Below are 11,956 nucleotides of genomic sequence, written 5' to 3' on the forward strand. Positions count from 1 at the left end.
GGGGAGCTTCGTAAATCTTCTTCGTTCTGTGGAGGACGAATCAATGCACCCGAAAAATAGCAAAACGCCAGATGTAACGCAACTGCCTCTCACGGCTAATTCTGACTTCAGCAACACTCCGATAGACAACCGCGGCCTGATGGTCTTCAGCGTTAACGCCGGCGTTAACAGTGAAGATGCGCTTCAGACGGCCAAAACCCTGTCGTCCGGCTTGGGGCAGATCTGCGATCACATGCATGACTCGCTGAACATGGGGGAAATGGCTTATTGCGATGGCATGAAAACCCTGGCTTTCATCGCCGAAGCAGTATCGGCCCTGGTTTGGTCGGTTCAGCGTGGCATGGGCCCGGCAGCAGAAGGGGAGGCCCGTCCATGAAATCCCCAATGTGGAATCAATTGCTCGTCGACGTCCCTCGTTGCTATCCATCCGAGTCAAATCCCCGGGCAAGGCTGACGCCAGATCAGGTGGAGGAATTGCAGGCAGTCGAGAATGCAGCTGAAAACTTCGCCATCACTATTGGCCACGGTCTTGCCGCTGTAGGCGAGCTGCTAGCACACGCCGCATCGCATAACGAACTGACTGATGAATTGGTGCTCAGCACGGGTTGGCTGGTGAGCTCGCTTGCTTTGCTCACCATGACGATGTCCGAAACGGGTGCGGCGGCTACTTACAAGCTCGGGCACATCCCTCACCAGGGGGACGCGAAGTGAAAAAGCCAATCCCAACGATGCAGCAGCTCGCCGCCGAGGCTGAATTTCAGCTTCAAGCTGCCGCTGATCAGCTCAACTGGCTGGCCGCGCTGGCAAGCGCGATCCAGCTTGATCACACCCATGGCCAAGGCAAGTACGCCGCACACCTGGCTGCGCTCGCCGGCTATTTGAGTGATACCGACTTTAGCGGTGTGCACAGCTCAATCGACGAGTTCAACCAGCTCAGCGAATCCGCGCCACAGAACCCGGACATGCCGAATCGTGGCGCGCACGCCGCCGGAGCACCCCAATGATTAAAAACTCACCAACGGTCTCCAGCTTGGTAAAGCAGATCGCCGCCATTCTCCGTGCGCATATTGGCGTCGCGGAGCCTACCGCTGCGGGAGGCGACCTGGTGTCGCTTGTCCGCGCCTACTGGCAAGTCCACGGCCTAATAGATGCGCCCGAGGACGGACCCCGCACACGTCGCCATCCTCTCAATCGTGCCCAGCAGATCGACCTCGAGCACATTTCTCTAACCCTGTACCGCCAGATCATGGCGCTCACCGGACTGAGCTTTTACCCAAGCTGGCAACTGTGCGTGTCAGCAGTGCGCATCGATGCAGAAGGTGGCTCGATCACTTCTGAATTCGCGCTGGCTGAGATTGAGCGGCTCAAACAGTACGTAGTGGGCCTGGGCTTCAAAGAACAGATCGTCACCGAGCGCTGGATGGTTGAGGAGGGGGCGACGGCATGAGCATCGTCAAATTCAACGGCGCCACCATGACCAGCGATGACTTGCTGGCGCTCATCAACGAAGCAAGAGCGGAATCGGGCGAGCCTCAGATCCGCCGGAACAAGCTGGCCGAGAAGATAGAGGACGAGCTCGCCGGCGAGCACTACACAAAAAGGGTAGTGCAAAATTTGAACAGCACCGAGTCAGCGGTGTTCGACCTCACCCGCGATCAATGCATGCTGGTTTCGATGCGTGAGTCGAAAGCTGTACGGCGCCGAGTCGTCGTCAAGCTGAATGCGCTTGCCAGCCAGGCGGCATTTCCGATCCCGCAGACTCGCGCTGAGGCGATGCGCCTTGCAGCCGATCTGGAAGAAAAAAACGAGCTGCTCGCGCTGGTGAACCAACAGCAGGCGGCGAAAATTGAAAGTCTTGAAAATTTCTTCATGGCCGGCGAGACGCCGTTCCAGTTCGTCAAGCGCTTGAACGGCGTCAACTGTTCGCTGATATCGCACGCGCTTATGGAGATGGGCTGGGTGTTCAACGACGCCGACCCGAAAGGCCGCCCGCATTATCGGGTGTATAGCAGCACGCGCGCCAAGAACTGGCTCAACGAGAAGCCTCGGACCATCCGGGGGGAGGGCGAATCCACGTTCGTCCGCTACGACCTCGTGCTGCTCCTCAACGGCGCCAAGAAGCTGCATGACCTCTACATGAGTCAGAAACTGCCCATGAAAAAGACCTGGGACGGTCGGTTTTCCTATATCAAATTCACGCCGGAGACGTCCCTGTGATCAAGAAACCCACGCAAAAAGAACTCACGGCGCAGGTCGTCCAGCTGTCCATGGAACATCAGCTTGCCCATCTGGCCGTGCAGCGCCGCCGCATCGAGCTCAACGACCAGTACCGGGCCTATTTCGCTGTCTATGGCGAACCGGAGCCAAACTTCCGCGGTATCCGGTGGGAGGATCCGCGCTATGCCGGGGTGATCAGTCACACCGACGGGGCGTACGAACTTCTTCGGAAGGCGAAACAAAAGCGCTACACCGTAAAGCGTCGTCTTGACACCGCTGTGCGCAAGCTCATGACCTTGACCGGCGTCTCTCTCGATGTGCCGGCTGAGGCCTGCACCGCTCCGCCGTTGCCCTTGCCAGTGCGGCGATTCACCTCTGCTGGGGAGACCCTGCAATGAGCATGGAGTCGATGGTTAAGGCCATGAAAACCAAGGTGGGCAACCCCTTGCGCAAATTGGTACTGATCAAACTGGCGGACAACGCTAACGATCAAGGCGAGTGCTGGCCGTCGTATCAGCACATCGCCGACCAGTGCGAGATCGGCCGCTCCACGGTAAAGCTGCACATTCGTGAGCTGGAGAAGGCCGGATACCTGCGCCGGGAGTACCGCCGCAAGGGTGAGCTGAATCAATCCAACCTCTTTCACTTATCACTTGATGGTGGGGCAGCTAATGCCCTAGGGGGTGGGGCAGGAGATAACCCACCTGGGGCAGGAGATAACCCAGGGGGTGGGGCAGGAGCTGCCCCCAGAACCAGTCACCCTTCTGAACCAGTCAAGGAACCAAAACCTGTGTGCGAAACCGACCCACAGGAAGGGTTCGCAGTGTTCTGGAAGCTGTATCCACGCAAGGTCCAAAAGGCCAAGGCAGAGGCCGCATGGGAGAAGCTGGCCGTCACGCCGGAAATGTTCACCGTCATCACCGCGGCGCTGGCGCGCCAAGTGACCAGCATCGACTGGCTGAAGAGCAATGGTCAGTTCATCCCACACCCGACCAGCTGGCTCAACGGCAAGCGTTGGGAAGACGAACTGCAACCCGCGGCTGTCGCCGCGCCTTCCCGTCACAGCGGTTTCGACCAGATCGACTACGAGGAAGGCCTGGAGCGCGACGAGAACGGCAACTTTCGGATCGCGGGGAGCGGCCAATGAAAATCAAATACACGCTTGAAACCGCGACTCGGGACTGCCCGGATCACGGCCAATTCACAGATTCGCTGGTCGAGCAGTTCGGCGCTGAGCCGGCTTGGTACGGCTGCCCACGCTGCCATTTCGACAAACGCCACGCGCAGGAATACGAACCCCGCACGGCTGGCGTGACGTTGCACCGTGACCGTCAGATGAATGAGCGTCTGCTGGACGCCGGGATCCCGTTGCGCTTTCAGACCAGCTCGCTGGATACATGGGCTGCGGGCCAAGATCAGGGCAAGCTTCAAGCCTGGAGCACGGCGACCGGTTACATCGACGCCTTCAGCGAGAACTTCCTCGTAGGTCGCTCGATGATGCTGCTGGGCCAGGTCGGTACCGGGAAGACGCATCTTGCGACCGGCATCCTGCAGCAGATCATCCGCCACTTCGGCTCGCAGGGTCTTATCGGCCGCTACGCCACCGCTGGCGGCATAATCCGCAGCGTCAAGGACACCTTCGGCTCGCCCAGCAAAACGGAATCCCAGGTCTACGCCGATCTGGTCCGGCCGCATCTGCTGGTCATCGATGAGGTGGGCGTTCAGCACGGCACCGACTTCGAGCGCACCGTGCTGTTTGAGGTCATCAACGGCCGATACGAGCAGCTGCGCCCGACCATCGTGGTGAGCAATCTCGGCATGGCCGACCTGCGCCACTGCCTGGGCGATCGCGCTGTCGATCGTCTCCGCGACAAGGGCGGGCTGGTAGTGCTGTTCCGCTGGCCGTCCGCGCGGGGTGCCGCATGAGTCGCGAACTGTTCAACGTAGACGCCGAGCACGGGCTGCTTGGCGCGATATTCGTCGACCCGACGCTCATTGACGAGGTCCGCTCAAAGGTCGAGATCGCGGACTTCCATGAGATCGAGAACGCGGCGCTGTACCGGGCCATTCTGGATTGCCACGAAGCGGGCGACCCGGTCGATGTGATCATGGTCGGCGAGCATCACCAGTACCTGCCCGACGGCAGCAGCATGTTGGCCTATGCCGCGACGATCCAGTCGAACGCGCAGGGCACCTCGAGCTGGAAAACTTACGCTCGGGTGATTCGTGAGCGCGCCGTGCTGCGCAAGGTGGTCGAGACTGCCCACGCGATCAGCCAATCGGCCAACGATGACCTCCCGGTGGCCGAGATCATCGCGCGCGGCCAGCAGGCCATGGCCGATCTGCGTGACCTGGACGACGGCGAGCCGGATTATCACAAGGTCGGCGGCATCCTGCCGCAGGTGATCGACACCATCGACGCGAAGTTCTCCGGCACGGCGCCGAAGGGTCTTTCGACCGGCATACCGGATCTGGACAAGCTGATCCGGGGCCTGCGCCCTGGCAACATGATTGTCGTGGCGGGCCTGCCAGCATCCGGCAAGACGATCCTCGGCGTCCAGATCGCCCAATACGCGACTACCCAGCTCGGCGGATCCGGCCTGGTGTACAGCCTGGAAATGACCAAGGAGGAGCTGGTGACACGCAATATCGCCTCGCTGGGTGGGGTTGACCTGACCCGGCTTGATGAGGGGCACTCGATCAAGGATGAGGACTGGCCACGGATCACCAGCGCGGTGAGCATTCTGAGCAAAGCCCAGTTGTACGTCTGCGATCAGCCCGGCATGACCGTCGCGCGCATTCGCTCGATCGCGCGTCAGTGCCAGCGCCACGAAGGGCTGGACGTGATCGTCGTCGACTACATCACCCTGATTGCGGGCGAAGGCGGGCAGAACCGCACGCTGGAGGTCGGCAAGATCTCCACGGCGCTGAAGAACCTGGCCAAGGAATTGAAGGTGCCGGTGATCGTTCTGGCGCAGCTCAACCGCGGCCCCACCAACCGCCCGGACAAGCGACCGCGCCCGAGCGATATCCGCGACAGCGGGCAGATCGAGCAGGACGCCGACGTCGTCATTCTGGTTCATCGAGACACTGACACCGACGAGGGGGCGAATGGCGTCACGGAATTGATCGTCGGCAAGTGCCGACACGGCAAGCCCGGAACGTGCCTGGTGCAGGCGCAGGGGCAGTTCGTGCGGTTCGTGCCGTTCGGTGGGAAGCCGCCAAGCGACGAAGAAGTGGCGATGGGCCGGGTATTGAAGTTCACCGGCCGCAACCATCGCGGAGGCGCGGACGATGAGTAAGCCAGCCAAAACCGTCTGGGTCGGTATTTCCGACGCCGAAATCCGCAAGCAGGCGGCCACCGGCTTCCGTCAGCTGCGCGATCCTCGTTATCCACAGCTCCGCTTCCGCTACTCGACCGCCGATCGCAGCAAGGGCTCCTGGCACGTCGTGGTCAGCGGTAAGTGGGGCAAGGCCGGCAGTTATCCCGGCATTAACGCCAAGCTGATGCAGGCCACGTTGCCCGAGATCCTCGCGCGCCGTGCCGTGGACTCGGCGGCGGCATCCACCACCACCAGTTGGCGCACCGTCGGTGATGTGCTGACCTGGTACACCGACCGGATGACTCGCGACCGTGGATTGTCGGCCAAGCGCAAGGCCAGTGCACAGTCGGCGCTGCGCTGTCACCTGGTGCCGCGCCTTCACGAACTAGAGCTGGCCAGCCTCAATCGGTCCTCGGTCGACCGCTTGCTGATGTGGCCCATGCAGGAGAAATACGCGCTGTCGTTCGTGCGCTCGGTCTACGGCGTGCTGGCTGCGGCGTTTCGGCAAGCCGCCCGGCTGAAGTTGATCGACATCAGTCCGATGGCAGACCTGAAGTTCACCGACTTCGTCCGGACGCGGATCAGGCCCAAGGCAGCGCGCCTGCGTGGTGATGATCTGCCTCCGCTCCTACAGACGTTCGCTGAGCAATTCGACGCTGTGCCGGTGCAGTCCATGTTGCCGCTCATGATGCTCTGTCACGGCACGCGCCTCGGGGAAACCCGGCTGGCGCGCTGGAAGAACCTCAACGTCGTGACCCGCCAGTGGTTCATCCCCACCGGCGACACGAAGACCAAGGCCGAGCACACCCTGCCGCTGACCGAACAGGCCTGCGCGCTCCTACAGCGATACCGCGCCCGACAGCTTGCAATGGGCTACAGCGGACCGTTCCTGTTTCCCGGCAGCAATGGGTCGGCACTGAGCGCAAGCAAGGCCTGCACGGTGTTCACCAGCGTGAGCAAAGGCGAATGGTCGAGTCACGACCTGCGCAAGGTCGCGCGCACGGCCTGGGCTGATCTGGGCGTCGATTACATGGTCGGCGAAATGCTGCTCAACCACGCCATGAAAGACCTAGACGCAACCTACATCCACACCACCGCCGAGGGCATGAAACGCAAGGCGCTGGAGGCATGGCATCAGCACCTCGACAGCCATGGATTCGCGCTGCTTCACGGTGGGACATATGCAGGACAGCCAGCGGTGTGTACACGAGTGCAGCCCTTTGAATCAGGGGCTTTCAGAGCAAACCAGCATCCATCCCAAGGGAGGAGCCATATTGAAAAAGGCGCCGCCCTAGCCCAGCCAGGAGACGGCAATGAGTAGAGTTTCAGCGGCACTGCCGCGCAAAAGCCTCCAGGAGCATGAGCGCAAGTTTCTCAAGGTAGCCGGCACTTACCTAGCTCAGGAGAAGGTAGGAGGGCCCGCTGCACTGGCCGATCTGCTCGACATGGTCGCGAGTTGGCACTCGCTGCGCACCGATATCGAGTTTGGCGAGTACTGCAAGCGCTGGGTGCTGGAGGGCAATAGCAAGAGCCCGCCCGCTGACAAGTTGCTGCGAAACCTGTTGGGACTGGATCAACCACCACCACGCCGCATCCGGAGGGCTGCCTGATGACTGTTTACCGCGATGCAGCGCATTGCATCAGCCGTGTGATGTCGATCGAGATCCATGACGGCACCAAGAAAGCGTCTTGGCAGCGCATGTACAAGGCGAGTTTTGATGATGAGTTGCCGGGCCAGTCGATTACCGACGATCTGTCGCCGGAGGAGCGCCTGACCCAAGACTCAATGACGCGCGCCACACTAAAACGCTCGCTGCCCGAGGTTCAGTGGCAGGCATTGGTGGGCAAGTACTCCATCAACCAGAATGAAGTGAAAGACGCGGCGGCATACCTCACTCCCCGGGTTGTCAGCCCTGCGCACTACCTGTTCAAGACCAAGTGCGTGATGGCCTGGATCGTCCCGGAGCGGCGCAACGGCCTTCCAGCATCGTTCTACGTGTTGCACAGCTGGGACGCTGACGGCACGCCGGAGCGAACGCTGCGGCGGTGGCGATCAATCAGCAAGCGCTGGCTCGACGACCAGGTGAGTGCCGCTCACTTGGCTGTCGAGGCGCTGCTGGAGGAGCGCGGTCTGTTGCATCAATTGGCCGCTTGACTGTGACCGAGTGACCGCGTAGATTTCGAACCTGCGGTTTGGTGCGTTACAGGATGACGGCCAAATACCTGAAGCCCGGCCATCATGTCGGGCTTTTTATCATCCGGTGTTTGATCAATAATGGTGGTGTAGGGGATCGTTTTGTGACGCAGGGAAATGCATGAATAACAAAACTATCCGATGGATCACCAATCTGTTGTTGTGTATAGGCACAGGCTTCATGGTTACAGGCTTGGCGACCTTAGTGATAGGTGGAGCGTTAAGTGCCGATACGATCGTCACCGGTGCTACCATGGTCGCAGGAAGCTTTTTCGTAATTGTTGCCTCCTACGTGGTAGCCATGATGGAGAGAGAATTATGACAATCTTGATTATGTCGGCTTGGGCGGTTGGTATCTTGCTTCTAATAGCCGTCGCGGTGTACCGCGGTCGCGCCTCGATGCCACGCGCGCCGGAAGCAGCGCCTCGTGATGAGTCGGAAGTAAAGAGCCAGACGAAAAGAGGCTTCCACGAAGCTAATTCCCTGGTTAACGAGGATATCCGCGCGCTCTTCGCTGAGATGCATGAGCTCAGGTTGCGTAGGGGCTCCTCGGACGAAGAGCACCTCGATATCTTGATATCACCATCTGTGCTTCGGACAAATATGATATTGATGGAGACACTCAAGAACACCGATCGCAGTGGTCCTAGGTCAACTAAAAAAGCTGCAACCCAGGCCGGCATCATATAGTTTCGATCTGTACCATCAATGGCCGTTCCAACCTGAAGCCCAGCCCATGCTGGGCTTTTCTATTATCGAGATTCAGGTTATATGTGAGTCTCATCACGCGGGACGGAGCCAGCCATGAGTGACACGAACGAACAGCCTCTATCAGAGGAGGAGTATTTCAAAAGCGTTGGATTGGTGAAGAACGAATGGGATGGTAGACAGGTCGACTGGCTTCTTCAGTGGCTATGTGCGTTCATAAATGACACAAACCTCCGTGTCGGGATCACCCTCACAGTAGGCGGCAGCATCATCACCGGAACCCTCATCCCTCATCAGGACTACTTCGAACGACTGGCCGCTGACTTTTCCTCCCCTTTTGCTAAGACAAGTGAGGAAAACCGTGCGGCGATTCACGAGAGGATACTGAGCTTCCACGTTCCCTTAGACCCGAGCGCAGTTCCGACACCTGTTCAGTACATTCATGTGGATAATGCGCGTGTCCATACTGGAGGAAGTCAGGTATTCCCGGACAAAGGGACACTTTGGCGCGGAAAGATTTCAGCCGTGGAAGGATTTGTACTCGGCGAGCTGAACACTAGCAAGTAAAGCACCATCGCTAAGAAAGTTTTGATTTCAACACATCAAGGTCAGCTCAGTGCTGGCCTTTTTTGTTTTTGCGGGACGCCATAGCCAGGGTGGTTCCTTCGGGAGTGGCCTGGACGTCGATAGCCGGCAGTGCGGCGTACGGAAATAACACCGGCAGCCAGTGAGCCTCATTACCTCGATTGTTCCGGGGCGGCTTTGGTGGGCAGCGTGGGAAGACACGCAACTATTTTGAGCCTCAGCACCTGCTGGGGCTTTTTCGTTTTCAGCCCTGCCACACCCATCGCTCCTAGCTGGGTGTGCTGTGGGGCTGACCCATTCACCGATCCCGAAAGGGCGGATGTCGGACTACGACGAACATGCCTGAAAAATCACCTGACTTCTGGGCGCAGGTCTGGCTCGTCCTGTCGAATCCGCTCTGGCAAGGAGCGATCATGGCCGCAACGATCTCGTTATTGCGTGTGCTCTATGAAGGCAAAGAGGCCAACAAGTGGCGCGTAGTGCTGGAAGCGCTGATCTGCGGCGCTTTGAGCTTGTCAGCTAGTAGCGTCATCGAGTGGATGGCCTGGCCGTCGAGTCTGTCCGTCGCCGCTGGCGGCACAATCGGGTTCATCGGTGTAACAGCGATCCGCGAGCTGATCATCAGGTTCCTTGGCCGCAAGGCGGATTCAATATGAGCCTCGAGCCTGTCGTCTCAGTCGCCAAAGCCGGCTCCACATTGCGAGCCATTGCGGCCGCCATCGTCATTGTCATCGTTATGGGCTTGCTGATCGCGATCCAGCAGATCCGCGTGGTTACGTTGCAGGGCGCCGTCACGGTCGAGCGAGATGCTAAGCAGGTCGCCGTGGAAGCGAATAACGCCAGCCAGGCCACCATCACCACGCTGCGCGCCGAGGCAGAGCGCAACGCCAATTACGCCGCCGACCTGAGCAAACGCATCAAGGCCAGCGAAGACAAGGCCAAAAAGGCCAAGAAGGATTTCGATGATCTCAAGCGCAACAGCAAACCTGTTCGTGATTGGGCTGCTCAGCCTTTGCCTGACGGCCTGCGCGGCAAAGCCGCAAGTGGTAACAAAGACAACAGCCATAAGGCTGGAAGCCCCTGAGCTGATCCCATGCGAGCGGGTGAATGCAGACGATACCGATCTGCGTGATAACGGCGACGTGTGGGAACTGAAGGATCAGGCCATCAAGCTGCTCGACACGTGCGCCGACCAGGTCGATGCGCAGATCCAGCGCAGCAAATCAAAGTAGCGGGGCATCACATGCGAGCGTTATAGCAAGCTCGAAGTGTTTGCTGGTAACCGTCCAGCACCCTTTGTAGGTCCGGTACCTTTTCTGCGTTGTAACCATAGCCGTAAGGCTGATTGACATAGTTCTTCATCTGATTGACTTGTTCCAGCAGTGGAGTACATCGGTCATTCTCTAAAGCCTGTAGCTGCACCTTTGTAGTCTGGAACTGAGCCCCTTGCTCGTCGTAGGCCTTGCGCCAGTCTTTGATTATTGCTGACAACTGATCTTGTTGAGTCCGTAGTTCTTCGTTCTGACCTCGCAGCGTTTCATTATCGCTGTCTTGCTTACCGACCTTCACGGCAGCGGTGATGAGGCCGGTTGCGAGTGATAGTGCTAACGAGCACCCGGCAACGGTGAACCAGCTTGGGTTACTTGTTTGAGATGGCTGTTGAGACATAAAGCAATTTCCATATAAGGGTGAATCGAATGACGTCATGTTCGAGGTGTTCCGCTTCGAGAGCGCGCTTCCTCAAGTGGGCGTCCATCGCGCAAGAACGCGCCAGATCAATAATCTCGGCCGCTGGATCTAAAACTAAAGGCATCGCGGATGGTACGTCTCGAGACTCCCGGCCGCAGGGTCAAGACCCTCTATGAGCGGCTGACCAGCCGTCGGCCTATGACCGACGCTTCACCGTATTCAAACGCCACGAGAAGCTTGATGCCCGTCCGCCCGAAGAGACACCAGCCACAATCCCCCGCAACTCCCCAGCATAAGACGGCTGACCAGGAGCGAGGCACCAGCAGCCAGCGCGGTTACAACTATCGATGGCAGCAGTCGCGCAAGGGCTTCCTTGCCAAGCATCCCCTATGTGTCCACTGCGAGCAGCGCGGCAGGGTGACAGCGGCCACGGACGTCGACCACATCGTGCCGCACCGTGGTGACATGGAACTGTTCTGGGATCGTACCAACTGGCAAGGCCTATGCCATCCATGCCACTCGGTGAAGACCGCGACCGAGGATGGTGGCTGGGGCAACCGGCGGAACCGATGAACCCCCTAGGCTGGTCGGCAATGAGAATGATTCGCTCGAAAAGGACGGAAATGGATACGAAATCGACCCTTTTGGTCACGTTTCTCGCGATCTGATCGAAATTTGACCGATTTTGATAGGTTTTCTCTATCAGGGAGGGGGAGGGGTAGAAGTTTGGCCTTTTTCGCTCCCAGACCGCGCCCGAGGCTTTTTTTCGCGCCGTCGAAATTAGGATTTGAAAATAGAGGGTGACAAATGACCAGAGGACGGAAGCCGACGGCGCCGCACCTCAAGGTCCTGGCCGGTACCGATCGCCCGGATCGGGGGGAGGAGGACGCGCCAGAGTTCGACCTGATTGAAGATTTCCCGGACCCGCCTAAGCACCTGAACGCAGACGGCGCCGAAATGTGGCGGAACCTGGGCCGGCAGTTGGTGAGCGCGAAAGTGCTGCAGGTCGTCGACCTGTATTCACTTGAGCAGCTCTGCCATGCCTGGCAGTGCTTCCGGAAGAAAGCCAAGGCGGACATGGAATCGACCGCCGCTGAAACGACAGCGCTCAAAGCGCTGTTCTCAGAATTTGGCATGACGCCCGCGAGTCGCCGGAAGGTTTCATCGGGCGGCACCGAGAAAAAGGGCAACGCGTTTGCCGGGAATGGCCGCAAACAAGTGGGGAAATAATCGAATAAAC

The 11,956-nt window shown here is 59.1% G+C and carries 20 protein-coding genes; 19 read left to right on the plus strand and 1 reads right to left on the minus strand.

All coding sequences use genetic code 11. The features are described 5' to 3' along the window. Positions 1-43: 43 nt before the first annotated feature. From EC919_RS09115 to EC919_RS27405, 17 genes are all read left to right on the plus strand, one after another. On the plus strand, positions 44-376 hold the full coding sequence (locus EC919_RS09115; RefSeq protein WP_133773182.1) for a hypothetical protein: 333 nt from the start codon (positions 44-46) through the stop codon (positions 374-376). Continuing rightward, on the plus strand, positions 373-711 hold the full coding sequence (locus EC919_RS09120; RefSeq protein ID WP_133773185.1) for a hypothetical protein: 339 nt from the start codon (positions 373-375) through the stop codon (positions 709-711). The genes EC919_RS09115 and EC919_RS09120 overlap by 4 nt, the downstream gene beginning before the upstream one ends. After that, entirely contained in the window at positions 708-1,004 is a 297-nt protein-coding gene (locus EC919_RS09125) for a hypothetical protein (protein ID WP_243842229.1), read from the plus strand. Before EC919_RS09120 ends, EC919_RS09125 begins: the two co-directional genes overlap by 4 nt. After that, entirely contained in the window at positions 1,001-1,447 is a 447-nt protein-coding gene (locus EC919_RS09130; RefSeq protein ID WP_133773187.1) for a hypothetical protein, read from the plus strand. Before EC919_RS09125 ends, EC919_RS09130 begins: the two co-directional genes overlap by 4 nt. Then, the gene (locus tag EC919_RS09135; protein ID WP_133773189.1) at positions 1,444-2,217 is read left to right on the plus strand and encodes a phage antirepressor protein; all 774 of its coding nucleotides are present in this window, start codon (positions 1,444-1,446) and stop codon (positions 2,215-2,217) included. Before EC919_RS09130 ends, EC919_RS09135 begins: the two co-directional genes overlap by 4 nt. Continuing rightward, complete coding sequence (locus EC919_RS09140; protein WP_133773191.1) at positions 2,214-2,615, plus strand: hypothetical protein; 402 nt, start codon at positions 2,214-2,216, stop codon at positions 2,613-2,615. Before EC919_RS09135 ends, EC919_RS09140 begins: the two co-directional genes overlap by 4 nt. After that, the gene (locus tag EC919_RS09145) at positions 2,612-3,364 is read left to right on the plus strand and encodes a helix-turn-helix domain-containing protein (RefSeq protein ID WP_133773193.1); all 753 of its coding nucleotides are present in this window, start codon (positions 2,612-2,614) and stop codon (positions 3,362-3,364) included. Before EC919_RS09140 ends, EC919_RS09145 begins: the two co-directional genes overlap by 4 nt. After that, entirely contained in the window at positions 3,361-4,143 is a 783-nt protein-coding gene (locus EC919_RS09150; protein ID WP_133773195.1) for an ATP-binding protein, read from the plus strand. Before EC919_RS09145 ends, EC919_RS09150 begins: the two co-directional genes overlap by 4 nt. Continuing rightward, positions 4,140-5,519 carry a replicative DNA helicase gene (locus tag EC919_RS09155; RefSeq protein ID WP_133773197.1) on the plus strand — a complete coding sequence of 460 codons (1,380 nt, stop codon included), beginning with the start codon at positions 4,140-4,142 and terminating at the stop codon, positions 5,517-5,519. Before EC919_RS09150 ends, EC919_RS09155 begins: the two co-directional genes overlap by 4 nt. After that, positions 5,512-6,861 (plus strand): tyrosine-type recombinase/integrase, encoded by a 1,350-nt coding sequence (locus EC919_RS09160; protein ID WP_133773199.1) that lies wholly within the window; start codon positions 5,512-5,514, stop codon positions 6,859-6,861. Before EC919_RS09155 ends, EC919_RS09160 begins: the two co-directional genes overlap by 8 nt. After that, positions 6,854-7,150 (plus strand): hypothetical protein, encoded by a 297-nt coding sequence (locus EC919_RS09165; RefSeq protein WP_037015266.1) that lies wholly within the window; start codon positions 6,854-6,856, stop codon positions 7,148-7,150. The genes EC919_RS09160 and EC919_RS09165 overlap by 8 nt, the downstream gene beginning before the upstream one ends. Continuing rightward, complete coding sequence (locus EC919_RS09170; RefSeq protein ID WP_133773201.1) at positions 7,150-7,695, plus strand: hypothetical protein; 546 nt, start codon at positions 7,150-7,152, stop codon at positions 7,693-7,695. Before EC919_RS09165 ends, EC919_RS09170 begins: the two co-directional genes overlap by 1 nt. A 160-nt stretch (positions 7,696-7,855) precedes the next feature. Beyond that, positions 7,856-8,056, plus strand: a complete 201-nt coding sequence (locus EC919_RS09175; RefSeq protein ID WP_133773203.1) for a hypothetical protein — start codon at positions 7,856-7,858, stop codon at positions 8,054-8,056. 482 nt (positions 8,057-8,538) lie between these two features. Next, the gene (gene gvpU / locus EC919_RS09180) at positions 8,539-9,009 is read left to right on the plus strand and encodes a gas vesicle accessory protein GvpU (RefSeq protein WP_133773205.1); all 471 of its coding nucleotides are present in this window, start codon (positions 8,539-8,541) and stop codon (positions 9,007-9,009) included. A gap of 356 nt (positions 9,010-9,365) precedes the next feature. Then, on the plus strand, positions 9,366-9,683 hold the full coding sequence (locus tag EC919_RS09185; protein WP_122537670.1) for a phage holin, lambda family: 318 nt from the start codon (positions 9,366-9,368) through the stop codon (positions 9,681-9,683). Between the two features lie 41 nt (positions 9,684-9,724). Beyond that, positions 9,725-10,111, plus strand: coding sequence for a hypothetical protein (locus EC919_RS09190; protein ID WP_133773479.1), 387 nt, complete (start codon positions 9,725-9,727; stop codon positions 10,109-10,111). Beyond that, positions 10,071-10,259: a hypothetical protein gene (locus EC919_RS27405; RefSeq protein WP_243842230.1), complete on the plus strand. Its 189-nt coding sequence runs from the start codon at positions 10,071-10,073 to the stop codon at positions 10,257-10,259. The genes EC919_RS09190 and EC919_RS27405 overlap by 41 nt, the downstream gene beginning before the upstream one ends. A 7-nt stretch (positions 10,260-10,266) precedes the next feature. Here EC919_RS27405 and EC919_RS09200 read toward each other — a convergent pair whose 3' ends face one another. Continuing rightward, a complete protein-coding gene (locus tag EC919_RS09200; protein ID WP_133773206.1) occupies positions 10,267-10,695 on the minus strand; it encodes a hypothetical protein in 429 nt (142 codons plus the stop codon). 261 nt (positions 10,696-10,956) lie between these two features. Here EC919_RS09200 and EC919_RS09205 point away from each other — a divergent pair, with 261 nt between their 5' ends. Continuing rightward, positions 10,957-11,289: an HNH endonuclease signature motif containing protein gene (locus EC919_RS09205; RefSeq protein ID WP_133773208.1), complete on the plus strand. Its 333-nt coding sequence runs from the start codon at positions 10,957-10,959 to the stop codon at positions 11,287-11,289. Between the two features lie 234 nt (positions 11,290-11,523). Beyond that, entirely contained in the window at positions 11,524-11,946 is a 423-nt protein-coding gene (locus EC919_RS09210; protein ID WP_133773210.1) for a terminase, read from the plus strand. Positions 11,947-11,956: the final 10 nt, after the last annotated feature.

The organism is Pseudomonas graminis (assembly GCF_004364335.1).
In the GTDB taxonomy this organism is placed as follows: domain Bacteria; phylum Pseudomonadota; class Gammaproteobacteria; order Pseudomonadales; family Pseudomonadaceae; genus Aquipseudomonas; species Aquipseudomonas graminis_D.